The organism is Roseibium marinum (assembly GCF_002906165.1).
Taxonomy (GTDB): Bacteria; Pseudomonadota; Alphaproteobacteria; order Rhizobiales; family Stappiaceae; genus Roseibium; species Roseibium marinum.
This window is the reverse complement of record NZ_PPCN01000001.1, coordinates 606,710-632,079: the sequence shown is the minus strand read 5'-3', so window position 1 is coordinate 632,079 and position 25,370 is coordinate 606,710. Positions and strand designations below refer to the sequence as shown.

Sequence of the window (25,370 nt, the reverse complement as noted above, 5' to 3'; positions counted from 1 at the left end):
GGACAAGGCTTTTCTGAAATTCGACCGTCGCCGGACCGACCGGCGGACATTTCAATGCCGGTCAGCGCGGGCTGAACGGCAAGCGGACAGGTGTGGAATTCGCAATGCATGCGCGCAAAACAACACTGACCAAAACGCTGAGCGCGGCGGATGTCGATGACTACGCGGCTATTCTCTGCGATCTGGACGGATGCCTGATTGCCGAGGCGCGCGCCCTGCCCGGAGCGCAAGACTTCGTGCAGGCCGCCGGGACCCGGCTGTCGATCGTATCGAACAACTCGGCGGATACCGGAGCCACGCTTTCAGGGAAACTCAAGGCGATCGGGCTGGAGCTGCCGCCCGACCGCATTTTCCTCGCCGGCGAGCTTGCTGTGCGCACAGTCGCGGCGGAGCGCCCCGGCGCGCGGGTGCTTTTGTTCGCGGAACCGCCGCTTCGGCACCTCGCAGCGGATCTCGGCCTGCAGGAAACCGACGACCGCGCCGATGTCGTCGTGCTCGGCCGCGATACAAGCTTCACCCTGAATTGCCTGGAACGGGCCCTTCGTCTTCTGGACAAGGGAGCGGAACTGGTTTTAACCAATCCGGATCTCTCCCACCCGAATGCCGATGGCCGGCCCGTACCGGAGACCGGTTCGCTTTTCGCGGCGTTCCAGGCCTGCTGGCCTGACATTCCGGCAAGGGTTTTCGGCAAACCCGAACCGTTCCTGATCGAAGCCGCCCTCAAAAATGCCGGCGTTCCGACGGCCGATGCAGTCTTCGTCGGCGACAATGCCGATACCGATGGCGCCGCGGCCATCCGTGCCGGCCTCGATTTCATTCACCTTGTCGCGGACGGCCGGCGGACGCCGGCGGCCGGCTATCCGGAAACACCCCAGACCCTCCCTGAACCGACAACCATCGAGGTGGCTTCATGCTGACCTATGTGTTGCGCACCCTCGTGAAAATGGCGATCACCCTGGTCGTCATCGTGTCGCTGGTGTTCTTTGCCACAAGGCTCTCCGGCAATCCGGTCGATTTCGTTCTCGGCGAAGGCATTACCCGCGAAGACCGGGAGCTTCTGATCGCCTATTACGGTCTGGATGCCTCCATCGGAACCCAATACTGGCGCTACCTTGCCTCCGTCTTCTCCGGCGAGTTCGGCCTGTCCTTCCTTGAGCGCCGCCCGGTATCGCAAATCGTGCTGGGACGGGCATGGCCGTCCCTGAAACTGCTGCTCAGCGCGGTAAGCTTCACCCTGATCGTGTCCGTGCCGCTCGGTATCCTGGCCGCGATCTATCGCACCAGCATCGTCGGCAGCGTGGTCATGGTCATCGCCTTTCTCGGCTATGCCGTGCCCGCCTTCATCATCGGCATCCTGCTGGTGCTGATCTTCGGCTACACGCTTAACTGGCTGCCCGTGATCGGGGACGGTTCCGCCCTGCACTTCATCATGCCCACGCTTGCGATCTCCGGAATGCTGGTCGCCGCCATCACCCGGTTTACCCGCAACGCCATGCTGGACGTGCTCAGCCAGGACTATATGCGCACGGCCCGCGCGAAGGGTCTGCCGGAGTGGATCGTCATCCTGAAACACGGCCTGCGCAATGCCTCCATCACGCTTCTCTCCGTGATCGGACTGCAGATCGCGGGACTGGCCGCCGCCGGCAGCGTCGTCGTGGAAGCGATCTTCGCCTGGCCCGGCATCGGCGACCTGCTCGTGCGGTCCGCCATCCTTCGCGACTATCCCGTCCTTCAGTTCGGCGTTCTGTCGGTCGCCATCGTCGTCATCGTGATCAACGCGACGGTCGACATCGCCTACGCCTACGCGGATCCCCGCATCCGGCTTGCCAAGGGATGAGCAGATGACCGATGTGACCCAAACCTCTTCATCGCGCGGCACTCCTTTCCATATTCCGATGTGGTCGGATGCGAACTGGATCGTGCGGATCGCCCTCCTCGTCGGGCTGGCCCTGATCGTCGTGGCTCTTGCCGCACCGCTGATCGCGCCCTTCGATCCGAATGACCAGAGCCTGATTTCCCGGCTGCGGCCACCGCTCGGCTTCGAGCGCTACAAGGACGGTTTTTTTCTCGGCACGGACGAACTCGGCCGGGACATTCTCTCGCGCTGCATCTACGGCCTGCGCCTCACCTTCGCGCTGGCCCTGGCGGGCTCCATCATCGGCCTCCTGATCGGCGGCACGCTGGGTTTGCTGGCCGGTATCGCCGGCGGCGTCCTTGAAGACTTGGTCATGGGCATGGTCGATATCCAGATCGCCATTCCCTTCACCCTGATCGCGCTTCTGATTCTGGCGGTCATGGGATCGTCTCTCGATGTCATGATCCTGGTTCTGGGCGTCTACGGCTGGGAGCAATACGCGCGGATTGTCCGGGCGGAAGTGAAGAAGCTGATCCAGATGCCGTTCGTCGAGGCCGCCCAGGCGGCAGGCGCGACGCCCTTGCGGATCGCCTTCCGCCACATCCTGCCCAATGTCGTGTCGCCGATCGTCGTCCAGTTCACCCTGAATTTCTCAAACATCGTGATCCTGGAATCGACCCTCTCGTTCCTCGGTCTCGGCGTTCAGCCGCCGACGGCGACCCTGGGGTCGATGGTCGGCATCGGCCGCGACTACCTGCCGACCGCTCCGTGGATCGTGCTCGTCCCCGCCGCCGCGATCCTGCTCCTCACCTTCGCAGTCCAGATCCTCGGCGACTGGCTGCGCGACAAGGCGGATGTCCGTCTCAGGACCCGCTGATCCCGCAACAACAACAGAAGCCGGAACGGCCAAAGCAACACCCCCCGAAGCCTTGGAGGCTCAAGATGACGAAACTACTGGCAACCACCGCACTGGCGTCGCTAATCGCGACCGGCGCATTCGCGAGCGAACTCACCGTTGGCGCCGCCAACGTGTCCAGCTACCTCGATCCGGGCCGCGACCACTCCAATGTCGGCTCGCAGTTCTACTACAACGCCTTCGACACGCTGATCGCAAAGAACCACGACACCACCGACACCGAGTGGCTCCCGGGTCTGGCGACCGAGTGGAAGCTGATCAATCCGACCGTGATGGAACTGAAGCTGCGCGAAGGCGTGAAGTTCCACAATGGCGAAGACATGACGGCCGACGATGTCGTCTTCTCCCTGAACCGCATGTATCAGGCCGACTTCCCGCCCTACCAGGTGCGTGCCCGCGATCGTCTCGGCAATTTCGAGAAGGCCGAGAAGATCGACGACTACACCGTGCGCATCACCGCAAAGCGCCCCGAGCCGCTCTGGGAAACGCTTTTGAACCTGCAGCAGGTCATGATCATTCCGCTGGACTACACCAAAAGCCTTGCCGGCGATCCGGACAAGATCGAGCATGACGACTACGAAGCCTTTTCCCTGAAGCCGGTCGGCACCGGTCCCTACAAGGTTGTCGATTTCGTTCCGGGCGAGCGCGTCGTCTGGGAACGTTTCGACGACTTCTGGGGCGAAAAGGCGCCTCTCGACAAGGTCACTGTCAAGCACATGCCGGAAACGGCCTCGCGCATCACCTCGCTGAAGACCGGTGAAGCCGATATCGTCACCAACATCGCTCCGGACCAGCTCGGCCTGATCGAAAACGATCCGGACATGAAGGCAGCCGGCAGCGCCACCGCCCTGTTCCACGTCATGATCATGAACGTGAACCATCCGAAGCTGAAGGATCCCCGCATCCGCCAGGCGATGTCGCTCGCCATCGACCGCGACACGCTCAACGAAGCCCTGTGGGGCGGCAAGGCCGTGGTGCCCTCCACCCATACGCTGAAGGAATTCGGCGAGCTGTACCAGCCGGAGCTGACGACCTTCGAATACAACCCGGAAAAGGCGAAGGAACTGCTGAAGGAAGCCGGCTACGACGGTTTTGAAATCACCTACGATACGGCCCCCAGCTACTACACCAACGGTGTTCTGGCAGCCCAGGCGATCATGGAAATGTGGGCCGAGGTCGGCATCGAGGGCCGGGTCAACGTTCAGGACAAATGGAGCGGCTCGTCCGCGGACATGATGGCCCGCAACTGGTCCAACCCGATGTATTTCGCCGATCCGTTCGGCTCTTTCGGCGTCATGTGGGCTCCGCACGGTCCGTCCGAATCCGAAGGCCGCTTCAACACCGACGAAGACTACGCCAAGGCCTGGGAACAGTTCCGTTTCTCCGGAGACACCGAATTGCGCCGTGCGGCCTATGCCGAGCTGATGGAGCGTATCAAGCAGGATCCGCCGGTTCTGCCGCTTTACCGCCCTTATGAAAGCTGGGCGATGAAGACCAACATCGACTGGGCGCCGAAGCCGGGCCACATCCCCTATGTGCTCGATTTCCGCGCCGGGTCCATCGCCGTCAATTAGAGCATCCCGCATTCAATTGAACGCAGACAAGATGCTCTAACACTCTAAAATCGATCAACTTTTAGTCTTCCAATCGAGTCCGATTGGAAGACTGTCGATCTAGGCAGGACGAGCGCCGCCGGTCCGCCGGCGGCGCTTCCTTCAAAACACGCCTTCAAATCAGGAAAATCGCCCGTGTCAGTTCGTATTGCCGTTGTCGCCGACATTCATCACGGCGCGCCCTCCGCCACCAAGCGCGGCGATGCCGCGCTTGACCTGATGGCCGACTTTGCCCGTTTCGCCAATGACGCCAGGCCGGATTTCGTCATCGACCTCGGCGACCGCATTTCCGACATCGGCCGGGACGAGGACCTTCGCCTTGAAAGGGAAGTCGCCGAAGCCTTCAAGGCCGTCGAAGCCCCGATCCATCACATCAACGGCAATCATGACCGCGACCATCTGGAGGTTGCCGACAACGAGGCCATCCTGGGCCAGCCGATGGTGAACACCACCTTCGATGCCGGCGGCTGGCGCATTGTTGTGTGGCGCGCGGACAGCAAGATCCTGCGCACGCCCGAACACACGGGTTTCATCCTGCGCGAGGCGGACCTCTTGTGGCTGTCGCGCGTCGCGCAGACCGCCGACCGGCCGCTTCTAGTCCTGAGCCACGTGCCGGTGTCCGGCCATGCCCAGACCGGCAATTACTATTTCGAACGCAATCCGTCCTCTTCCAGCTATCCGATGGCCGAGCGTGCCCGGGCGGCCCTTGCCCAGTCGCGGTTTCCGGTTGTCTGCCTGTCCGGTCATGTGCACTGGAACACCGTCACCACGGTCGACGGCATCACCCATCTGACCCAGCAATCGCTCACCGAGAGCTTCACCACCAGCGGCGAGCCCGCCGCTGCCTTCGCCCTGCTCGAACTCGATGAAACCGTTTCCTGGCAGGTGCAGGGGATCGATCCCTTCGCCTTTTCCTTCCGGCCAACGGCGAACCGCTGGACGCCGCCTCTGCCGGACTTCAGCCAACATGCCGAATTCGCCGCGAAAAGACGCGGAGACCTCACATGAGCGGACCTGTACTTGCCGTTGAGGACCTCAGGATTTCCTTCGGCACGCACGAAGCGGTCAAGGGGTTGTCCTTCAACATTCATGCACGCGAGACGCTTGCCCTGGTCGGGGAATCCGGTTCAGGCAAATCCGCGACGGCTCTCGCGATCCTCCGCCTGATCGAGCGGGAGGGCGGCACCATTCGGTCAGGCCGCATCCTGCTGGATGACGGCGACACCACCCTGGACCTGAGAACACTGGGCGATGCGAAGCTGACCAGGCTGCGCGGCAATGCCATCTCCATGGTGTTTCAGGAGCCGATGACCTCGCTCAATCCGGTTCTGAAAATAGGCGATCAGGTTGCCGAGGTTTTCATCCGGCACCGGAGTCTCTCCCGCCGGGATGCGCTGAGAGCCGCTCAGGACGCTCTGGACCAGGTTCGCATTCCCGAACCGGCCCGGCGGCTGGACCAGTACCCGCATGAGCTTTCCGGCGGCCTGCGTCAGCGCGTCATGATCGCCATGGCGCTTGCCTGCCGGCCAAGGCTACTGATCTGCGACGAGCCGACCACGGCCCTCGACGTGACAACCCAGGCCGAAATCCTTTTGCTGATCAAGAACCTCCAGGCCGAGATCGGCATGGGCGTCCTGTTCATCACCCACGACATGGGCGTGGTCGCCGAGATGGCCGACCGGGTTGTCGTGCTGCGAAACGGCGAAAAGATCGAGGAAGCGCTCGTTGAGGATCTCTTCGCGCGCCCGCAAGCGGCCTATTCGCAGAGGCTCATGGCCGCGACGCCGAAACCGGGCACCGGCAGCAGCACGCGCGCGGCCGGCACGGACATTGTGCTTCAGGTCGACAGCCTGTCGACACGCTTCGCCTCTAAAGCGGGCCTGTTTTCAAAAGCCGCCGACGGTGTTCTGGCCGTGAACGGAGTGTCCATCAAGGTCGCGCGCGGCGAGACACTCGGTCTGGTCGGGGAATCCGGCTGCGGCAAGTCCACCCTGGCGCGCTCCATCCTGCGCCTGATCGAACCGGAATCCGGCACGGTCCTTCTCGATGGGAAACATCTCACCGGCTCCTCGAAAGCGGAACTCAGGCGGAGCCGCAAAAACGCCCAGATGATTTTTCAGGACCCTTATGCGAGCCTCAACCCACGCCTTCCGGTCCATGAACTGATCACCGAACCGGCAAGGATACACGGTCTTGTCTCGCGCAAGGATCAGAAGGACCTCGCGGCGCGGCTCGTCGCAAGGGTCGGTCTTGAAACCGACGCCATCCATCGTTTCGCGCATCAGTTTTCCGGCGGCCAGCGTCAGAGGCTGTGCATCGCGCGGGCTTTGTCGGTCGAACCGAAGCTGATCGTTGCGGATGAAGCCGTTTCGGCTCTCGACGTCTCGATTGCCCGCCAGATAACCGACCTGATGCTGGAACTGCAGGACCGCGACGGTCTCGCCTTTCTGTTCATCTCGCACGACATAGGCGTCGTCGAGCGCGTCAGCCACCGGATCGCGGTCATGTACAAGGGCGAGATCGTCGAGACCGGCCCCGCCGCCCAGCTGCTGGCCGCACCGAGACATGCCTACACAAGGCGTCTCCTCGCTGCCGTACCCTCCGGCATCCCGGTCAGGCGCCGCAAGCAGGCGCCGGGTGTTAGCGCGGGAGAAACACCGGCGTATCTGTCTGCTTCCGGGTAGCGTCTTTGGGTGATTGGATTCGATTTTGCTCAAGCCGGTCAATCGTCTCGGCCTCGCTCATCAGGTCGTAGAACCGGATTTTTTCCCTGTCGCGGAGTTGATCGTGGTGATCTTCGGCATGCAGACTCCTGTTCGTGTTCGTAAGGCCAACCGATAGGGCGCTCGGTAGTTCCCGTTTTTCGGGGCGACCAACTGCCAGATTTCGGCGAATCTTCTTCTATTCGTGGTCTCGATCGTCAACTTCACTGTGAGATCAATGCCAATTTCTGAATTATCTGACATTCCAGTTTGTCGCCTCACAATACTTTACACCTGACTTCGCTTCGAATGTCTTCATGAATTTTCGTCGTTTTACGTCTCGTGGTGAATAACACTGACACTAGTGTTTCTTCAGATTACGATGGTAACGTCCTATCTCTTCATCTCCATCATAAGTTGGTTGACTTCAAGCAATTGCACCTCTTGCAAAGTGCGCAAAAAGGCGCAATGTAGGCTTTTACCTAACTAATTTCAGAGCAACGCTATGCTACTAACAGACACCGAAATCAAAGCTGCGGGTGTGATAACCTACCAAAACTCAGAAAGCTTCGGCTCCACATCTTACAATTTACTACCTGATGCAATCATTGATTCAGAAGGAGAAGTCTACAAAGGCGACGGATACACAATAAAACCACAGGAAATTGTCTGGGTGACCTCAAAAGAGATTGTTTCTCTTCCCCACGACATCACAGCTCACGCTACGATCAAAACTAGTCTGTGCAACAAGGGCTTGCTCGCACTTAATATCGGGATCATCGACCCCGGCTGGAATGGCCCTCTCGCTACCGCGATAATAAATTTCTCAAAATCAAACTACTACCTATCTCCAACTAAAAGTTTTTTAAGATTATCCTTTTACAGACACAGTAATTCTGAGATATTCAAACCGATAACGAAGAAACGCTATGAATATCAAGAAGACAAAAGAAAAGATGCAATAGAAATATTCGGAAGCACTTTCCTAGATGTTAAGAGCATAGCAAAAGATGTAAAAAAAGAACTCTTCGGATCGTTTGCGCCAAGGGCTGCGTTTTATGTGACAATGCTCGGATTTGGGCTTGCTGGTTTTGCCCTTTTTGCTTCGTTAGCGGCCTATTTCTTGCCTGGAAACGGAGCAGCATATCAAGCGAATTTCACATCTTTGCAGCAGCGCATTGACAGACTCGATGAGCAGACGAGGGAACTATCGACAGGTACGAAGACTAGCATCCAGACCCAAGTGTATGAGATAAAGGGCATCGAGGACCGCCTCAATGAAATTGAGGCCCAACTGGCAGGTTTAGGGAAATAATTTAGGTAGCCGGATGGAATTTCATTCTTCTAACCAAGCTTTAGTGGCGTTAACAAGACTCACTCTTTTTGAAGGCGAGCAAATAGCGCCGCGCGGTCAGTCAACAAGAGAAGTCCTGGGTGTGCAATTCACACTTTCGAACCCCAAGAACCGAATAATTACACTTCCTTCGCGCCGATTTAGCCTACCACTGGCAATAGGAGAGCTTTGCTGGCACCTGCGAGGTGATGATGACGTAGCTAAGTTAGCATATTATGCAAATTCTTGGCTTCAATTTTCAGATGATGGAAAACGTGTTCAAGGTAGCTGCTACGGGAAAAAGTTGTTAGGTGGCACCCCCAAAAATCCGGATCACCTGTCCCGCATGATCAACCTTTTGAATACCGACCCATCCACAAGAAGAGCCACGGTATCCTTTATTGACAATCTTGCAGATTTCGAAAATTCAAAAGACATAAGCTGCGTAAACAGCATTCAATTACTTATAAGAAATGATTCACTTCACATGTTTACACTGATGCGCAGCAATGACGTATTCCTCGGTGTTCCATATGATGTATTTTTATTTACCAACCTCTTGGAATTTATAAGTTTGCGCTTAAAAATCAAAATGGGGAGCTACCGACATTTTGCCACCTCGTTACACATGTATGAAAGGAACATGGCTTCTTGCGCAGCTATAGAAAAAGAAAAAAATTTCAATTCAGGCGAATCCCCGAAGTTAAGTTCTGAATCAGCTTTTTATCGACTTGCCGAAATAGAAGAAATCATTAGGCTTGGCGGGACGAATATCCCAAAAGATCCTGAACTACAGATATATATAGATAGCCTTCTAAATTACAGATATAGAAAATACGAAAAATCTGCTTAAGAGCAATAAATAGTTGCAGAATACGCTTACAAGGCGGCGTCAGTATGAGTGAGTTTCTCTCTTTAGTGAAGCGCTTAAAAGTTAGCGTTGTTCACGTTTGGAGCCCCTCAACGTGCCCTTGTACCGGACCAAAGTATATTTGGGGACCGCATGCACCGCAAGGCAATCAACATTTCCAAAGTTTTGACCGAAAACCCGCCGTCCTAACCCGCGTCCAATTCCCTCAACACATCCTGGGTTGCCGCGTCGGCCAGTTTGGCGACCGCGTGCAGTTCCTCGAGTGCGGCGGCTCTCAAGGACGGGTCCAGGTCGGTCTGGTAGACAACGAACACCGGGTTGGAAAAGGAAGGCGCGCCGTTGACGAGGTGGAGCTGGCCGGTATCGAGATAATCGCGGACCAGACGCGCGGGGAAATAGGCCGCCTTGTGGGTATTGACGATGAAGTTGAGGCTCAAGGCCCCGGTGGCGAAACTCGATCTCGGGATATCCTGATCGGGAAACGCGGCATTATGCGCCGCGACGAACTCTTCCCCCCAGTCCATGAAAATATAACGTTCGTCCAGCTCAGGACCGAAATCGGGGTCGGCGGAGACCATCACCAGGTCGCCGCCGAGAATCTGCTCGACCGCCAGACCCGGCCGAAGTTGCGGGCGATACATGATGGCGATATCCAGAACGCCTTCCACCATCTGGCGGATAAGCCTGTCGGCCATTCCGGCTTCGATCCGAAAGGCGACGTCCGGAAGCCGTTGCTCGAGCCGGCCGAACCAGCGCATCGTCAGGCCGGGCAACAGACTGTACTGGCCGCCGATAACAAGGCGTTCCGTGTAACCGGCCGGCACCGAAACCTGATGACGGGCCTCTTCCCAGACCTTGACAAGCGTCAACGCAAACCGTTCGAATTGCCGGCCTGCCGGGGTCAGGGACGTGCCCGACTTTGTCCGCATGAAGACAGGCTGGCCCAGCAGTTCCTCCAGCTTCTTGATGCGCAGCGACACCGCGGACTGGGTGATGTTCAACCGGCGTGCGGCATTGACGAAATTGCCCGCCGCTATGACTTCCAGATAGGTTCTGGCCAGTATGATATCCATTACTTTGCATAAGCATTTCTTGTTTAAACTACAAGTATTATTCGTTTGTCTTATTCATTGAATGGGCCTAAGTTTATTTCACAGCGCAGGGCGAAAACCGGCTCAGCGCCAGGGAAAGCCATCGGACGTCCCGCGCCAAAGGCAACGAGCGCGGGGACGGCAACGACATATGGGCCAACGATGGCTCACCGCAGTCGAAGGCTTCTCCGGAGTGAGACTTGATCAACGAATGGTATATTGGAATGGATTAAACATCCATAAGTTGATCAATCCGGAAGTGTTGGAGTATCTTGTGTGCGTTCAAATGAACGCACGATGCTCCAATGGTCGCGGCAGCGTTTGAGAGCACCTGAACTAAACGCGGTGCTTTCACCTGAAAGCCGCGCCGGAACCGGCACCTACGTCTCTTGTCACCAAGCATCGCCCGAAGTCCGCCAATTGCCAGTGCGATTGGGGGGCCAACATGAAAGAAGAAGAAAAATGAAAACCACAATTCTCGCCGCAATGATCGCAGCCGCTATCGCGGCCCCTGTCGGAGCTTCCGCCGCCGAGCAGACCAGACTTGGCGTTCTTGAATGCACGATCGAAGGCGGCATCGGCCTGCTGCTTGGATCGAGCAAGAATGGCACCTGCACGTTCATCCAGGCCGATGGAGCCGTCGAAACCTACACCGGCACCATCAGCAAGATCGGCATCGATATCGGCGTTACGGGTGAGACCTATCTGAAATGGGTCGTGGTTACGCCGACCGGCAGCGAAATCGGTACACATGCTCTCGCCGGCAAATATGTTGGCGTTTCAACCGGTGTGTCGCTCGGTATCGGCCTTGGCGCGAATGCGCTCGTTGGCGGCCAGCTCAAGAACATCGGCCTTCAGCCCCTGAGCGTGGAAAGCGGCACCGGTCTGAACATCGCCGTTGGTGTTTCGTCGCTGACGCTCAATCCGGCTTAAGGTTTACGGCCACCAAGGTTCACGGGGGGCGGAAATCTTCCGCCCTGCCGGCATGAGATGCCACCGGGCAAGCTGCAGCGTCCAACCCAGGCAAGCCGTTTGCCCGGAGCAGCTGCATGCCGTTCTGTCAGGTTGTTTCCGCCTCCGCCGCCTTTTCGATAATCCCGAAGGCGTATGTTGATTGCGGCAAGGCCGCGATAGCGCTGGAGAGCGGCGCATTGGCGGCGTTCCGGCGCCCTTTAACATCCAGCATTTCACCATCGAGTGAATTTTCCAGGAAAATCAATGTCGGCCAGCCATTCGAAAAAGGTCATCTATGCCGCTTTGGCGGGGAACAGCCTGATTGCGGTGAGCAAGTTCATCGCGGCCAGCCTTACCGGTTCTTCGGCCATGCTGTCGGAAGCAATTCACTCCGTGGTGGATTCCGGCAACCAGGTGCTTTTGCTGCACGGGATCAGACGCGCCAAGAAGAAACCGGACGCGCATCACCCGTTCGGTTACGGAATGGAGTTGTATTTCTGGACCTTTGTCGTCGCCATCCTGATCTTCGCCATCGGCGCGGGGCTTTCGATCTACGAAGGTGTCAAGAGCCTGCAGCATCCTGAAGCGATTACCGACCCGACCGTGAACTACATCGTCCTGGCCTTGAGCATGGTCTTTGAAGGCGTGGCCTGGACCATCGCCTACAAGGAGTTCAACCGCGTTCGGGGGAAAGCATCGATTTTCCACGAAATCAGGCGTTCCAAGGACCCGACCGTTTTCACCGTGCTGTTCGAGGACACCGCCGCGATGATCGGTCTGGTCATCGCCTTCATCGGCGTCATCGGCAGCCACGTCTTCCAGATCCATGAACTCGATGGAGCAGCCTCGATCGGGATCGGCATCGTTCTTGCGGCTGTCGCTGTCCTTCTTGCGATCGAAAGCAAGGGACTTCTGATCGGCGAAGGCGCGGACCCGCAAGTTGTCGCGAGCATCCGGAAAATCTTCGAGGACGACAAGCGGATCAGCAACACGAATGAATTGCTGACGATGCATCTCGGCCCGAATGAAATCCTGCTCAATGCCAGTTTCGACTTTGTCGATGGAATGCCGGCCGAGGATGTCGAAGCGGCGATTTCCGAGTTCGAAAGGGAAATCAAGAGCCGTTTTCCATCCATCCGGCGTATATTTATCGAGGCTCAGGGCTGGAAAGCACATGCGCATGACGCTGAATCCCGAGATTCGGAGGGTTAGATCGCAAACTCATAAATGAGGGTGAAATGGCATGGAGGCTTTCAATGACCGATGTTCTCAACAGTCCGGGTGATCCCCTGGAGGAAGACGGCCTTCTGTTTGGCTGTTTGCTGGACGGCAAAGGCGGCGCGACCATTGTGAACTGGCGCGAGGTCGAGGCATGGTCGGAAACCGGTCCTCCCTTGTGGATACACCTTGATCGTGACTCCGAGCGTGTCCAGAACTGGCTGAAACATGAAAGCACTCTCACCGGACCAACCGTCGAGGCGCTGTTGGCGGAAGAAACCCGGCCGCGGGTATTTCGGGGAAAGCGCGGTTTTGTGACAATATTGCGCGGGGTGAACACCAATCCGGATGAGGACCCGACCGACATGATCGCCATGCGGATGTGGTCCGATGGCCATCGGGTGATCACGATCAGGCAACAACGGCTGCTGACACCCCGGGACATATTGCGCCAGCTGATGGAAACGGAAACCGGACCGACAACCGCGTCGCAATTATATGAGCGGCTCATCCATCGAATTACCGAGAGGATGGCCGAGGTCCTGGCTTCCGTTGACAATCGTCTTTTTCAGATCGAAGAGAGCATCGATATCGCCCTGGCCAGCGAGCAGCGCAGGCAGTTGTCGGTCCTGCGGCAGGAAGGCGCAGCGCTTCGCCGTTATATCTCTCCTCAAAAGGAAGCCCTGACAAACATTCTGATCGAGCCGCCAGCGTGGTTTGACGATGAAAGCCGGTTGAGATTGCGTGAAACGACAGATCGTGTGGTGCGGTATGTCGAGGAAATCGATGCGGCGCGCGAGCGGGCGATGGTGATCAAGGACGACATCGCCAATCAGCTCGCGGAAGCAACCAACAAGACCTTGTACATATTGGCAATCATATCGGGAATATTCCTGCCCTTGTCGTTTTTCACCGGGTTGCTGGGCATAAATATCGGCGGCATACCGGCTGCGGAAAACGACAATGCGTTCTGGATTTTCTGCGTCCTGATGCTGCTTGTGCTGGCCGGCGAGCTGGCGATATTCCGCCGCCTCGGATGGCTGTAATATTAAAAAAACAACACAGGGGGATCGACCATGGCTAGCCCTTCCGTGACGGAGCAGGTGTCAACAACGGCGGACACGCAACCCGAAACCGCCGAAGCGATTATCGAGGATGTCACCTCGGGCATAACGCCGGTTGTCGAGTTCATCGTCGACACCACCGTTCAAGTGGCCGACCAGTTGCTGTCCTATCAGGGGCTTTATCAGGTCGGTTTGATCGCCGGTTCGGCAACGCTCGCATGGCTGGCGGCACGACCGGTGAAACAGATGGTCGCCGGTTTCTGGCCGCAGTCGGACGAGACAAAATCATTCCTTCGAAACGCCTTCTCCGTCGTTCAGAAATTGATATTTCCGACACTTCTGGCTTTGCTGCTGTGGATCGGCGCAACCGTTTTCCGCTCGCTGGGAACAGGAAACGACCTGGTACGGCTTGTCGCCAGCCTGCTCCAGGCCTGGATTCTCATTCGCCTGTTCTCCGCATTTGTCCGCGATCCGCTCTGGTCGAGGACTTTCGCGACGATTGCCTGGCTGATCGCGGCGCTTAACATTCTCCGGCTTCTCAATCCTACCATCGCGATTCTCGACAATTTCGCTCTCAGTTTCGGTGAGACGCGCCTGTCGGTCTACATGGTCATCAAGGGCGTCATCATATTCGGACTGCTTGTCTGGCTGGCGTCGCTGGTCAGCCGTTTCATTCAGGCCCGTGTCAATCAGCAGGATGATCTGACGCCGTCGGTCAGGACGCTAATCAGCCAGGCCGTGCGGATCGCCATGTTCTTCGCCGCGATCATGTTCGCGATGAATGCCATTGGCGTGGACCTGACGGCATTCGCCGTCTTTTCGGGCGCGGTCGGTGTCGGCATCGGCTTCGGTCTGCAGGCAATCTTCAGCAACCTGGTCGCCGGCATTATCATATTGTTCGAGCGCAGCATCACGGTTGGCGATTTTGTCGAACTGGAATCCGGCCTGACCGGAGAAGTCCGCGAAATCAACATTCGCTCGACACGGGTCACGACAAACGACAACGTCGACATCCTGGTTCCGAACTCGGAATTCATCAACAATCGCGTCACCAACTGGACATTGCACGAGAATTTCAAACGCACGCGCATTCCCTTCGGCGTCGCCTACGGAACCGACAAGGACCTGGTTCGGAAAGCCGCGCTGGAAGCAGCCAGCTCCGTGCCTCACATGCTCACCGGCAACAAGGTCAAACCGCCGGAAGTCTGGCTTGTCGGCTTTGGGGAAAGCAGTCTGGATTTTGAACTGGTGCTCTGGATCAAACCTGAATCGGTGAGCAGACCCGCGAAGGTCAACGCGGACTACAACTGGGCGCTGGAAACCGCTTTGACAAAATACGGAATCGAAATTCCCTTCCCGCAACGCGACCTGCATATCCGCTCCAGTTCGGTACCGATCAAACTTTCCGCGGAGAGTGGAAGCGAAAGTTGAGCGAAGACGAAAAGTGCATTGTCGAACCTTGCAAGGTGCCGAGCGCACCGCTTCGGCACATGAAGATGCGCTCACGACATATATTTGAATTTACAGGAAAATTTTCTCGACGAGAGGAATGGTGGAGCCAAGGGGAATCGAACCCCTGACCTCTTCGCTGCCAGCGAAGCGCTCTCCCAGCTGAGCTATGGCCCCATGTTCCTGACCGGCCGGATCGGGTCTCCAGCGTCGATGGAGGCGGAACATAGTCACACCTCCAGGCAAGATCAAGCAGAAAATGGAACGAAATTTTCCGCAACGTCCGGAACCGCAGGGGCAGGGACAAAACCCTGCCCGATCATGGGTTTAGCGGTCCGGATCTTCGTCGATTTCGACCCGGATCGGCGGAACCTCGTCCTCGTCCTCGTCTTCGTCATCGATGAAAACGCCGTCATCGGCATCGTCGTCGTCATCGACTTCGACTTCCGCGTCTTCCAGATCCGGTACAACTTCGCCGGTGTCTTCGGTTTCCGCGTCAGCCTCTTCCAACGGCACGGTGTCCGGAACCGGCGTGTCGTCCTCTTCCTCTTCCTCGGGCTTTTCCGCGACCTTCGCCGCTTTCGCAGCGCGCGAGGTCATCACGGTTTCAAAAACCGTGCCGCATTTCGGACAGGTAATCGGATCCCGGTTGAGATCGTAATATTTCGCGCCGCAGCTTGGGCACAGCCGCTTTGTGCCAAGTTCAGGTTTTGCCACTGTGCTCACCCTCATCGTTATGTCGCTGTCGAGATCAACAGATGTCCAATCGGGCTCGACTGATCATCGGGAAGTTGATCGATTCAAAAGTGGTAGAGCATCGTGCCTGCGTTCAATAGATCGCAGACGCTCCAGAAATTGTGGGCCGCCCCATAGCGTCAAGCCGGTCCCCTGTCAAAGGCAAATCATACAAATTCCTTATTCCTTCCATTGTTCTGCATGTTGCGCGGCAAATTTCAAGCGCGCGAATGGATGACGGCGCTGCATCCACATGATAGGACGTGACACCTTTTGACAACCTATCCAAGTTCCGGACATTGAAAATGTCACATGATTCCGCGCCCGCGCCCCTCACGTCCAGCATGGGCACTCCGCTGACCGGCACCATCCGCGTGCCGGGCGACAAATCCATTTCCCACAGATCGTTGATGTTCGGCACCCTGGCCGTCGGACGCACCACCGTAAAAGGCCTGCTTGAGTCGGAAGACGTTCTGGCCACCGCGAGTGCCATGCGCGCGGTCGGCGCCCGGATCGAAAAACAGCCGGACGGATCCTATACGGTCGACGGCATCGGCCTCGGCAGCCTGCTGGAGCCGGAGCATGTCATCGATTTCGGCAACGCCGGCACAGGCGTGCGCCTGACCATGGGCATCTTCGGCAGCCACAACATCGCCGCGACCTTTATTGGCGACGCATCGCTTTCCAAACGTCCCATGGGCCGGGTGCTCAACCCGCTGCGCGACATGGGCACGAATGTGATCGCCCGCGACGGCGACCGCCTGCCGGCCTCCATACGCGGTCCTGAACAGGCCCTGCCGCTCACCTACCGCGTGCCGATGCCCTCCGCCCAGGTGAAATCCGCCGTGCTTCTCGCCGGGCTCAACGCGCCGGGCGAGACTGTCGTGATCGAACCGATCCCCACCCGCGACCATACGGAAAAGATGCTGGCCGGCTTTGGAGCCGAGATCTCCGTGAGCCTGAACGAGGCCGGTGAGCGGGTCATCCGGCTGAAAGGCCAGCCGGAGCTGAAGCCCCAGAATATCGACGTGCCGGGCGACCCGTCGTCCGCGGGTTTTCCCATCGTCGCCGCGCTGACCGTTCCGGGCTCCGACGTCATTATCGGGAACGTGCTGCTCAACGAACACCGCACCGGTCTCATCACCACGCTGATCGAGATGGGCGGCGATATCGAAATCGTCAACCGGCGGGAAACCGGCGGCGAGGAAGTCGGCGATCTCAGGGTGAAAGCCAGCCGGCTGAAGGGTATCACCGTACCCGCGACACGCGCCCCGTCGATGATCGACGAATATCCCGTGCTGGCCGTCGCCGCGGCGTTCGCCCAGGGCGACACGTTCATGCCCGGGCTGGAAGAACTGCGCGTGAAGGAGTCGGACCGTCTGGCGGCCGTCGCCCGGGGCCTTGAGGCCAACGGCATTCCCTGCGTGGAGACCGAGGATACGCTTACCGTCACGGGCGGCGCCAACGCCATCGGCGGCGGCACGGTGGTGACCCATCTGGACCACCGCATCGCCATGGCCTTCCTGGTGCTGGGAATGGCCGCGCACAAGCCGGTGACGGTCGACGATGGCGCCGTGATCGCCACCAGCTTCCCGGATTTCACCGCGCTGTTTTCGGGACTGGGCGCGAAATTCGCGGCCGGCGCCAGCGAGGCCGCATGATTATCGCAATCGATGGTCCGGCAGCTTCGGGCAAGGGAACGCTCTCACGGCGGCTGGCGCGTCATTTCGGTCTGCGCCATCTGGACACCGGCCTGACCTATCGCGCGGTCGCCGCCGCGCTGCTGGCCAACGGCCTGCCGCTGGGCGACGAGGCCATTGCCGTGGAGATCGCGCATAATCTCGACCTGGCGCAGATGGACAAGTCCGTTCTGGCGTCGCACGAGATCGGCGAGGCCGCCTCGCGGATCGCGGTTCTCGGCGGCCTGCGCAAGGAGCTGGTCGATCTGCAGCGCCGGTTTGCCGAAAAGCCCCCCGGCGCGGTACTCGACGGGCGGGACATCGGCACTGTGGTCTGCCCGGACGCCACGGTGAAGCTCTTCGTCACCGCCTCGGCGCAAGCGCGCGCGCGCCGCCGGACCGACGAAATGATCGCCAAGGGACAGGAGGCGAACTACGTCTCCGTGCTGGAAGATCTGAAGCGCCGGGACGAACGCGACAGCCAGAGAACAGTGGCTCCGATGAAACAAGCTGAAGATGCGGTCTTGCTTGATACGACAGAAATGGATATAGAAACCGCGTTCCAGGCGGCGGTGGATATCGTATCGCGCGCCTGACGGTGCCAGATCAGGACGGGGCTCACCCTTGGTGTGCCCCTGTTTGCGCATCGCGAACGTATTCGGTCTTGAGACCACAAGTTCTTTAGGAACGACCAAGGAATATCGGCAGGGCGCCTGTTTCGGGCGGCCTGTGACGAGACCGGATTTTCCGTCTCCCGCCCCGCCGGCCCGCTTTGTGAAGCGGAAGGATCACGCGCAAACCGCGATCCCGGGAGACTGACAGTCCGGAGTGCAACACCAACCCGCCGGCGGCGCGCCAAAAGGCGCTCAGGAGAATAAATGTCTGATTACAATCCCTCAACCGAGGATTTTTCCGCTCTTCTCGAAGAGTCCTTCGTCCATAACGACCTTTATGAAGGTGCCGTGGTCAAAGGCATCGTTGTCGCCATCGAAAAGGACCTGGCCGTCATCGACGTCGGTCTGAAAGTTGAAGGCCGTGTGCCGCTGAAGGAATTCGGCGCCAAGGGCCGCGACGGCGAAATGGTCGTGGGCGACGAAGTTGAAGTTTACCTGGAGCGCGTCGAGAACGCTCTCGGCGAAGCTGTCCTGTCGCGCGAAAAAGCACGCCGCGAGGAAAGCTGGATCCGTCTGGAAGTCGCTTTCGAAGCGAACGAAAAGGTCACCGGCCAGATCTTCAACCAGGTCAAGGGCGGCTTCACCGTCGATCTGGACGGCGCCGTGGCGTTCCTGCCGCGTTCGCAGGTCGATATCCGTCCGGTGCGCGACGTCACGCCGCTGATGCACACCCCGCAGCCGTTCCAGATCCTGAAAATGGACAAGCGCCGCGGCAACATCGTGGTGTCCCGCCGCGTCGTTCTGGAAGAAACCCGCGCCGAACAGCGTTCGGAACTGGTCCAGAGCCTCGAGGAAGGTCACACCGTGGAAGGCGTGGTCAAGAACATCACCGATTACGGTGCGTTCGTCGACCTCGGCGGCATCGACGGCCTGCTGCACGTCACCGACATCGCGTGGCGCCGCATCAACCATCCGTCGGAAGTCCTCAGCATCGGCCAGACGGTCAAGGTGCAGATCATCCGCGTCAACCAGGAAACGCACCGCATCAGCCTGGGCATGAAGCAGCTCGAAACCGATCCGTGGGACGGCATCGAAGCCAAATACCCGATCGAGACCAGGTTCACCGGCCGCGTGACCAACATCACCGACTATGGCGCGTTCGTCGAACTGGAGCCGGGCATCGAAGGCCTGATCCACGTTTCGGAAATGTCCTGGACCAAGAAGAACGTCCATCCGGGCAAGATCGTTTCCACCTCCCAGGAAGTGGAAGTGGTCATCCTGGAAGTCGATCCGGTCAAGCGCCGCATCTCGCTCGGTCTCAAGCAGACCCTGCAGAACCCGTGGGATGCGTTTGCCGAGCAGTTCCCGGTCAACACCGAAGTCGAAGGCGAAGTCAAGAACAAGACCGAATTCGGCCTGTTCATCGGCCTCGAAGGCGACGTGGACGGCATGGTTCACCTGTCCGATCTCGACTGGAACCGTCCGGGCGAGCAGGTCATCGAGGAGTTCAAGAAGGGCGACATGGTCAAGGCCGTCGTTCTGGATGTGGATGTCGACAAGGAGCGTATCTCGCTCGGCATCAAGCAGCTCTCCGGCGATCCGATGGAATCCGGTGCGGCCGGCGAAATTCGCAAGAATGTCGTCGTCACCTGTGAGGTCATCGAGGTCAAGGACAGCGGCCTGGAAGTCAAGATCGCAGACAGCGACCTGACCGCCTTCGTCCGCCGTGCCGACCTGTCCCGCGACCGCGAAGAACAGCGTCCGGAGAAATACTCCGTTGGCGACAAGTTCGACGCCCGCATCACGCAGTTCGACAAGAAGACCCGCAAGGTGACCGCGTCCATCAAGGCGCTGGAAATCGCCGAAGAGAAGCAGGCCGTCGCACAGTACGGATCTACCGACAGCGGCGCCTCCCTTGGGGACATCCTCGGTGCCGCCCTGAAGCAGGCAACCGACGACTAGATCAACAGATCGGAAAACGCGAAAGCCCGGCGGAAACGCCGGGCTTTTTGTTGCCCAACAGGCCCCACTCTTTACATTTTACGATGCTCCGTTAGGCTGAAGACTTGCGACGAGCACCCGCCAGATGCACGCGGCCTCAAAACTCACCTCCCAGACAGAATTGCGATAAGCACCATGAGCGAAGCCAAGAGCGGCGACACGGTTCGTCTACATTACAAGGGCACCCTGGACGACGGTTCCGTCTTCGACAGTTCCGAAGGCCGGGATCCGCTGGAATTCACGGTCGGCACCGGCCAGATCATCCCCGGCCTCGAGCGCGCCATTCCCGGAATGAAGGTGGGCGACGAGAAAACCGTGAAGGTCGAGGCCGCCGAGGCCTATGGACCGCTGAACCCGGACGCCCGCCAGGCGGTACCACGGGCGAACATGCCGGAAAATGTCGAGGTCACCGTCGGACTTCAGCTCCAGGCGCAGACCGAAACGGGGCAGATGATGAGCGTCACGGTCGTCGACGTTTCCGAAGAGGAAGTCGTCCTGGACGCCAACCATCCCCTGGCAGGCAAGGACCTGACCTTCGAAATCCAGCTCACCGCGATCAATTGACGGCAGGCCCCGCGGTTTCCCGCGGGGGCCGGACCGCGGGCTGACCTTCAGACCGTCGTCCCGGATGCAGCTCCGCGAGTATCCGGGATGAGGACGGCAAGGGCTCGGCTTCTTGCCCGCCATTGCAGGTCACCTTCTTGCCGGCCATTCCATCATCGCCCCGGCTTTGCGGACCGGGTCACGTTGACCTATTGCGAATATTCTCCATAAAGTTGCCTGAAACGTCCTCAAACTGATGTAAATATCAGAAGGCGATTGCAATTCCCGTGAGGGTCACCCTATTTAGGTTGCTGGTTTTGGTACGATTTGTCCGGAGACACCGCATTCATGTCCGTTGATATCGACGCGCTCGTAGACAGACGGCGCCTCAGACGCAAAGTGACGTTCTGGCGGGTGGCGACATTTGTCGTGATCGCCGCGGCGCTTGTCGGCGGTCTTGTTTACGTATCGGGCGTGGCCGGACTCTCCAAGCGCTCGGCCCATATCGCGCGCATTCCGGTCGAAGGGGTGATTATCGAAGACCGCAAAACCCTTCAGATGATCGAGAAGATCGGCAAGTCGAACGCGGTCAAGGGCGTGGTGATTTCGATCAATTCGCCAGGTGGCAGCACGACCGGCGGCGAGGCGCTGTACCAGGCTCTGCGCGAGCTGGCGGAGAAAAAGCCGGTGGTCGCGGAAATCCGCACGATCGGGACTTCCGCGGGTTACATGATCGCCATCTCGGCCGATCACATCGTTGCGCGCTACAACACCATTACCGGCTCGATAGGCGTTCTGTTCCAGTTCGGCAACGTCCAGAAACTGCTGGAGACCGTCGGCATTCAGATGGATGCCGTCAAAAGCGCGCCCCTGAAGGCGGAACCGGACTTCTATTCCCCGGCGACACCGGAAGCGCGCGCCATGCTGGAAACGCTGGTGATGGATTCCTACGACTGGTTCGTCGGCCTTGTCGCCGAGCGCCGCAAGCTGACGCCCGCCAAGGCGCGGGAACTTGCCAATGGACGTATCCTGACCGGTCATGAGGCGCTTGGCGAGAAGCTCGTTGACGCTATCGGCGGCGAGGACAAGGCAATCGCCTGGCTGGAAACGGAAAAGGGGGTCGCGGAGGACCTTCCGGTCGTCACTTGGACGGCAAAGGAAAATCTGGAGGAGCTTCCATTCTCCTCGCGCGTCTCGCGAGAATTCGGAAAAGGGATCGGTTCGGCCCTCCTAAATCCCATTAATGAAGCTAAGGGGCTGATTCCACGAGGCCTTACGCTTGACGGACTGGTATCCGTTTGGCAGGCTTCTGACGCGGCAGACAATAAACGTTAAGCGAGGGGGCTCTTCATGATCAAATCTGAGCTTGTTCAGCATATAGCCGAACAGAATCCGCATCTCTATCAGCGGGACGTTGAGAATATCGTCAACGCCATCTTGGATGAGGTCACCGAGGCCCTGATGCGGGGAGACCGTGTCGAGTTGCGCGGGTTCGGCGCTTTCAGCGTCAAGAACCGCCCCGCGCGTGTCGGCCGCAATCCCCGCACCGGTCAGAAGGTGGAAGTGGATGAAAAATTCGTCCCCTTCTTCAAGACCGGCAAGGAGATGCGTGTACGGCTGAACGGCGGCGTGGATCACGGCGACGAATGATCGCACACACGCCGCAAGATGCTTCGCTGCCCCGTTCGAAACTGAATTCTGATCTGAAAACACCCGGGAGACCACAGTGACCCGTTTCGTCAAGAACGTGATTTTGTTCGCAATCGCGGTTGTTCTGGTTCCTCTTTCGGTTGCCAACCGGCACACCGTTTCCCTGTCCCTGAATCCTTTCGATCCCCAGGACCCCCGCCTGACCCTTACCGACATCCCGTTGTTCTGGGTGATTTTCGCCAGCCTCGGCATCGGCGTGATCGTCGGCGGGCTGGGCGCCTGGGCCAAACAGGGCCGCTGGCGCAAGGAAGCCCGCGTCAAGCGCCGTGAAGCCGACAAGTGGCACAAGGAAGCCGACCAGCTTCGGGAAATCACTCCCGCCGCGCAGCCGGTTTCCGGCGTCAAGGGCCTGACCGGTCCGGACAATCGTTCGGCGGCCTGAGCCGCCGACCCGTTCGGTGCTTGTTTTCAATAGCTTTTCTTGTTCACGGGTGACGAGGGACTGCCTGTCGGTCGCGTTGTAACGCCTGCCCGATGCGCTGCGTGTCCCGCCTTGCCGGTTGAACCCTTTCACCCCATCGATTGGTTCAATCTTAAAAAAGACAGGCTCCAGGCTCTGGAACTTCGCGTCCACGTTTCCCATATTGCATTGCGGCAGGGGGAATTTAGCGGGAGCGGACATTTCATAATGTCGCCCAGATGCCGACCGAGGCCAATCGGCCGACACGGCTCCGCGTTCCCGACTGTCGTATCGCAAAGGAGCTTGAGATGCTGACCACACTTGCCTATTCGGCAAGCTTTCCGGCAATTGCGCTCGGACTGATCTACTATGTTTCAGCCTGTTCGGGCCTTGTCTACTGATACACCCTGCGTTCACACGAACGCGGGGTGGTTTGGACTTGAAGACTGGTAATCCATTCCGCTTTCATATGGAAAGATATGAAAGCGGATTGACCTGTTGCGCCGTTTCAACCGGGGTCATCCGCCCCTGAACGGCACCGCCGGAATCCTTGACGATGACGATCCGGCCGATACCGGGCACATCGAAGGGCGCACGGCGAAACCTGGTCAGGTTTTGGTTCTGCCGCGATACCCCGGCAGGGTCCAGCCGAATTCGATCGCGCCGCCGCGCAGCACCAGGGCCAGAGAGGCCGCCACGGCGGCCGATACGGCTGGCGGCAGCCCCAGATGCACCAGCACAACAAAGCCGCTGGCTCCGGTGAATGCGGCGCTCACATAGATCTCCGGCTTGACGATCGAAGACGGTTCACCGGCGATCGTGTCGCGCAGAATGCCGCCGAACGTGGCTGTGGAGACGCCCATGAGGATCGCGACCAGCACCGTGTCGCCCACTGTCATGGCCTTGGCGGCTCCCATGACGCAATAGGCCGAAATACCGATGGCGTCGGCCCAGCGCAGGGGCTTGTGCAGGCGTTCGACCCAGTGGGCGGAAAACCACAGAAAGATGCTGACGATCAGGCAGATCAGCAGGTAACCCTCGTTCTCCACCCAGAACACCGGCACACCGAGCAGCAGATCCCGCAGGGTGCCGCCACCGATGCCGGTCACGGTTGCGAAGAACAGCAAGGCGATGAAGTCGAGCTGCTTGCGCGACGCGACGATGCCGCCGGTAATGGCAAAGACCGCGACCCCGAAATAATCCAGCACCTGCAGCAGCATCTTGTCGCCTCGTTTCCCGGAACCGTGCCTCGTCAGTCGCGTAGCCGCCCAATGCCCTTGCACCGGCCGCGGCCCGGTAACCACCCACCCTGCTCCTCCTCACTCTCCGGACCTGGGAGATAGAGGGAGGGGTCAGCGGTGGGGGTTTTCAGTGGTTCTGTTCTTAACCGGCAAACCCGATAAACACAAAGCCGCCCCTGCCCTGTGGCAGGAACGGCTTTATCAAAAGCTTGCTCTCGGCTCGGGTTCAGGCGCTCTTGTCGACCGTCTGTCCGGCTTCCGCGTCGGAGGTCTGGGCAGCCTCCTTCGGTCCACCCTTGGAAACGCCCACCATGGCCGGGCGCAGGACCCTGTCGCCGATCACGTATCCGGCCTGGACGACCTGCACCACCGTGTTGTTCGGCACTTCGGTGTTGGGAACCTCGAACATGGCCTGATGGAAATTCGGATCGAATTTCTGACCCTCGGGTTCCAGCTTCTTCACGCCGTTCTTTTCGAGCTGATTGAGCAGATCGCGTTCGATCATCTCAACGCCCTCGATCAGGGCGGCAACACCGGCATCGGCGTTCTTGCGGTCGTCTTCCGGGAGGGCTTCCAGAGCGCGGCGCAGGTTGTCCGAAACGTTCAGCATATCGCGCGCGAAGCCGGACACGGAGTATTGGCGCGCGTCCTTGATTTCCTTTTCAGTACGCCGGCGGAGGTTTTCCATATCCGCCATCGCCCGCAGGGCGCGGTCCTTCAGACCGGCGTTTTCTGTTTTCAGAACTTCGATCGGATCCACTCCGGATTCTTCGGCGGTTTCAGGCTGTGCAGCCGGGGCTTCGGCTTCCGGGGATGCCTCGGCCGGTTGTTCTTCCGGGTTTTTGTTTTCGTCGCTCATGAATGTTCCGTTTGGCTCGGACTGTTTGCGGATGCTTATAAAGCCGGTTGCCGGTTTTTCAAAGAGGATCGGCGGATAGGCTGTCGCTTACCCGCCGGATGCGCTCATATTGGCCGGCAACCGGAAGGCTGCGCGGAGGAAATGCCTAAAGGGCGCTCTTGATCCAGTCGGAGAGCTTGCCTTTCGGGGCAGCACCAACCTGCGTGGCCATCGGCTCGCCATCCTTGAACAGGATCAGCATCGGAATCGAACGGACGCCGTATTTCATGGCCATGTCCTGGTTCTCGTCGATGTTGAGCTTGGTGATCTTCACCTGAGCGCCCATCTCGTCGGAAATTTCTTCCAGAGCCGGCGCAATCATTTTACACGGTCCGCACCATTCCGCCCAGAAGTCTACGACGACCGGGCTGTCGGATTTGAGAACTTCCGATTCAAAGGAAGCATCGGTGACTTGTGTTGTTGCCATAACAAGATCTCGTGGTTCTGTTCGTCACGCCTACCCGATGTAAGCGTATCAGTTGG

25 protein-coding genes and 1 tRNA gene are annotated in these 25,370 nt (G+C 58.8%); 19 read left to right on the top strand and 7 right to left on the bottom strand.

Annotated elements, in window-relative coordinates; all coding sequences use genetic code 11:
• Nucleotides 1–104: 104 nt before the first annotated feature.
• From CLV41_RS02960 to CLV41_RS02925, 8 genes are all read left to right on the top strand, one after another.
• Nucleotides 105–917 (top strand): HAD-IIA family hydrolase, encoded by an 813-nt coding sequence (locus CLV41_RS02960; RefSeq protein ID WP_103221495.1) that lies wholly within the window; start codon nucleotides 105–107, stop codon nucleotides 915–917.
• Complete coding sequence (locus CLV41_RS02955) at nucleotides 911–1,837, top strand: ABC transporter permease (RefSeq protein WP_170107098.1); 927 nt, start codon at nucleotides 911–913, stop codon at nucleotides 1,835–1,837. The genes CLV41_RS02960 and CLV41_RS02955 overlap by 7 nt, the downstream gene beginning before the upstream one ends.
• A 4-nt stretch (nucleotides 1,838–1,841) precedes the next feature.
• Nucleotides 1,842–2,732, top strand: a complete 891-nt coding sequence (locus CLV41_RS02950) for an ABC transporter permease (protein ID WP_103220765.1) — start codon at nucleotides 1,842–1,844, stop codon at nucleotides 2,730–2,732.
• Between the two features lie 65 nt (nucleotides 2,733–2,797).
• Nucleotides 2,798–4,345: an ABC transporter substrate-binding protein gene (locus CLV41_RS02945; protein ID WP_103220764.1), complete on the top strand. Its 1,548-nt coding sequence runs from the start codon at nucleotides 2,798–2,800 to the stop codon at nucleotides 4,343–4,345.
• 174 nt (nucleotides 4,346–4,519) lie between these two features.
• Nucleotides 4,520–5,392, top strand: coding sequence for a metallophosphoesterase family protein (locus CLV41_RS02940; protein ID WP_103220763.1), 873 nt, complete (start codon nucleotides 4,520–4,522; stop codon nucleotides 5,390–5,392).
• Nucleotides 5,389–7,068 (top strand): ABC transporter ATP-binding protein, encoded by a 1,680-nt coding sequence (locus CLV41_RS02935; RefSeq protein WP_103220762.1) that lies wholly within the window; start codon nucleotides 5,389–5,391, stop codon nucleotides 7,066–7,068. The genes CLV41_RS02940 and CLV41_RS02935 overlap by 4 nt, the downstream gene beginning before the upstream one ends.
• Before the next feature lie 523 nt (nucleotides 7,069–7,591).
• Nucleotides 7,592–8,401: a dCTP deaminase domain-containing protein gene (locus CLV41_RS02930; RefSeq protein WP_103220761.1), complete on the top strand. Its 810-nt coding sequence runs from the start codon at nucleotides 7,592–7,594 to the stop codon at nucleotides 8,399–8,401.
• Between the two features lie 13 nt (nucleotides 8,402–8,414).
• Nucleotides 8,415–9,272, top strand: a complete 858-nt coding sequence (locus CLV41_RS02925; RefSeq protein ID WP_103220760.1) for a thymidylate synthase — start codon at nucleotides 8,415–8,417, stop codon at nucleotides 9,270–9,272.
• A 203-nt stretch (nucleotides 9,273–9,475) separates the two neighbouring features.
• Here CLV41_RS02925 and CLV41_RS02920 read toward each other — a convergent pair whose 3' ends face one another.
• On the bottom strand, nucleotides 9,476–10,363 hold the full coding sequence (locus tag CLV41_RS02920) for a LysR family transcriptional regulator (protein ID WP_103220759.1): 888 nt from the start codon (nucleotides 10,361–10,363) through the stop codon (nucleotides 9,476–9,478).
• 480 nt (nucleotides 10,364–10,843) lie between these two features.
• On the opposite strand from CLV41_RS02920, the gene CLV41_RS02915 reads away from it, so the two are divergent.
• Entirely contained in the window at nucleotides 10,844–11,314 is a 471-nt protein-coding gene (locus CLV41_RS02915) for a DUF992 domain-containing protein (RefSeq protein ID WP_103220758.1), read from the top strand.
• Between the two features lie 127 nt (nucleotides 11,315–11,441).
• On the opposite strand, the gene CLV41_RS27700 is transcribed toward CLV41_RS02915, so the two are convergent.
• Complete coding sequence (locus CLV41_RS27700; protein ID WP_170107097.1) at nucleotides 11,442–11,600, bottom strand: hypothetical protein; 159 nt, start codon at nucleotides 11,598–11,600, stop codon at nucleotides 11,442–11,444.
• On the opposite strand from CLV41_RS27700, the gene CLV41_RS02910 reads away from it, so the two are divergent.
• Genes CLV41_RS02910 through CLV41_RS27910 form a run of 3 tightly spaced genes read left to right on the top strand, consistent with a single transcriptional unit; the run spans nucleotide 11,600 to nucleotide 15,048 of the window.
• On the top strand, nucleotides 11,600–12,547 hold the full coding sequence (locus CLV41_RS02910) for a cation diffusion facilitator family transporter (RefSeq protein WP_103220757.1): 948 nt from the start codon (nucleotides 11,600–11,602) through the stop codon (nucleotides 12,545–12,547). The two genes, CLV41_RS27700 and CLV41_RS02910, sit on opposite strands and share 1 nt — an antisense overlap.
• Before the next feature lie 44 nt (nucleotides 12,548–12,591).
• A complete protein-coding gene (locus CLV41_RS02905; RefSeq protein ID WP_170107096.1) occupies nucleotides 12,592–13,599 on the top strand; it encodes a zinc transporter ZntB in 1,008 nt (335 codons plus the stop codon).
• Between the two features lie 30 nt (nucleotides 13,600–13,629).
• Nucleotides 13,630–15,048, top strand: a complete 1,419-nt coding sequence (locus CLV41_RS27910; protein WP_208987238.1) for a mechanosensitive ion channel family protein — start codon at nucleotides 13,630–13,632, stop codon at nucleotides 15,046–15,048.
• A 119-nt stretch (nucleotides 15,049–15,167) separates the two neighbouring features.
• On the opposite strand, the gene CLV41_RS02895 is transcribed toward CLV41_RS27910, so the two are convergent.
• Together CLV41_RS02895 and CLV41_RS02890 are read right to left on the bottom strand one after the other, a co-directional pair.
• Nucleotides 15,168–15,243 (bottom strand) — tRNA-Ala (locus CLV41_RS02895).
• A 150-nt stretch (nucleotides 15,244–15,393) separates the two neighbouring features.
• Nucleotides 15,394–15,783 (bottom strand): TIGR02300 family protein, encoded by a 390-nt coding sequence (locus tag CLV41_RS02890; protein WP_103220755.1) that lies wholly within the window; start codon nucleotides 15,781–15,783, stop codon nucleotides 15,394–15,396.
• 323 nt (nucleotides 15,784–16,106) lie between these two features.
• Here CLV41_RS02890 and aroA point away from each other — a divergent pair, with 323 nt between their 5' ends.
• From aroA to CLV41_RS02855, 7 genes are all read left to right on the top strand, one after another.
• Nucleotides 16,107–17,462, top strand: a complete 1,356-nt coding sequence (aroA, locus tag CLV41_RS02885; RefSeq protein ID WP_103220754.1) for a 3-phosphoshikimate 1-carboxyvinyltransferase — start codon at nucleotides 16,107–16,109, stop codon at nucleotides 17,460–17,462.
• Nucleotides 17,459–18,076, top strand: coding sequence for a (d)CMP kinase (gene cmk, locus CLV41_RS02880; protein ID WP_103220753.1), 618 nt, complete (start codon nucleotides 17,459–17,461; stop codon nucleotides 18,074–18,076). Before aroA ends, cmk begins: the two co-directional genes overlap by 4 nt.
• 282 nt (nucleotides 18,077–18,358) lie before the next feature.
• Nucleotides 18,359–20,056 carry a 30S ribosomal protein S1 gene (gene rpsA, locus CLV41_RS02875; RefSeq protein WP_103220752.1) on the top strand — a complete coding sequence of 566 codons (1,698 nt, stop codon included), beginning with the start codon at nucleotides 18,359–18,361 and terminating at the stop codon, nucleotides 20,054–20,056.
• Nucleotides 20,057–20,230: 174 nt separating this feature from the next.
• Nucleotides 20,231–20,659: an FKBP-type peptidyl-prolyl cis-trans isomerase gene (locus tag CLV41_RS02870; RefSeq protein WP_103220751.1), complete on the top strand. Its 429-nt coding sequence runs from the start codon at nucleotides 20,231–20,233 to the stop codon at nucleotides 20,657–20,659.
• 327 nt (nucleotides 20,660–20,986) lie between these two features.
• Nucleotides 20,987–21,973: a signal peptide peptidase SppA gene (gene sppA, locus CLV41_RS02865; protein WP_103220750.1), complete on the top strand. Its 987-nt coding sequence runs from the start codon at nucleotides 20,987–20,989 to the stop codon at nucleotides 21,971–21,973.
• 15 nt (nucleotides 21,974–21,988) lie between these two features.
• Nucleotides 21,989–22,288: an integration host factor subunit beta gene (ihfB, locus tag CLV41_RS02860; protein WP_103220749.1), complete on the top strand. Its 300-nt coding sequence runs from the start codon at nucleotides 21,989–21,991 to the stop codon at nucleotides 22,286–22,288.
• A 76-nt stretch (nucleotides 22,289–22,364) separates the two neighbouring features.
• Nucleotides 22,365–22,730, top strand: a complete 366-nt coding sequence (locus CLV41_RS02855; protein ID WP_103220748.1) for a lipopolysaccharide assembly protein LapA domain-containing protein — start codon at nucleotides 22,365–22,367, stop codon at nucleotides 22,728–22,730.
• Nucleotides 22,731–23,356: 626 nt separating this feature from the next.
• Here CLV41_RS02855 and CLV41_RS02850 read toward each other — a convergent pair.
• The 3 genes from CLV41_RS02850 to trxA all read right to left on the bottom strand — a co-directional run bounded on the left by CLV41_RS02850 (nucleotide 23,357) and on the right by trxA (nucleotide 25,314).
• Entirely contained in the window at nucleotides 23,357–23,968 is a 612-nt protein-coding gene (locus tag CLV41_RS02850; protein WP_103220747.1) for a trimeric intracellular cation channel family protein, read from the bottom strand.
• 247 nt (nucleotides 23,969–24,215) lie between these two features.
• A complete protein-coding gene (gene grpE, locus CLV41_RS02845) occupies nucleotides 24,216–24,848 on the bottom strand; it encodes a nucleotide exchange factor GrpE (protein WP_103220746.1) in 633 nt (210 codons plus the stop codon).
• Between the two features lie 145 nt (nucleotides 24,849–24,993).
• Nucleotides 24,994–25,314 (bottom strand): thioredoxin, encoded by a 321-nt coding sequence (gene trxA / locus CLV41_RS02840; RefSeq protein WP_103220745.1) that lies wholly within the window; start codon nucleotides 25,312–25,314, stop codon nucleotides 24,994–24,996.
• Nucleotides 25,315–25,370: the final 56 nt, after the last annotated feature.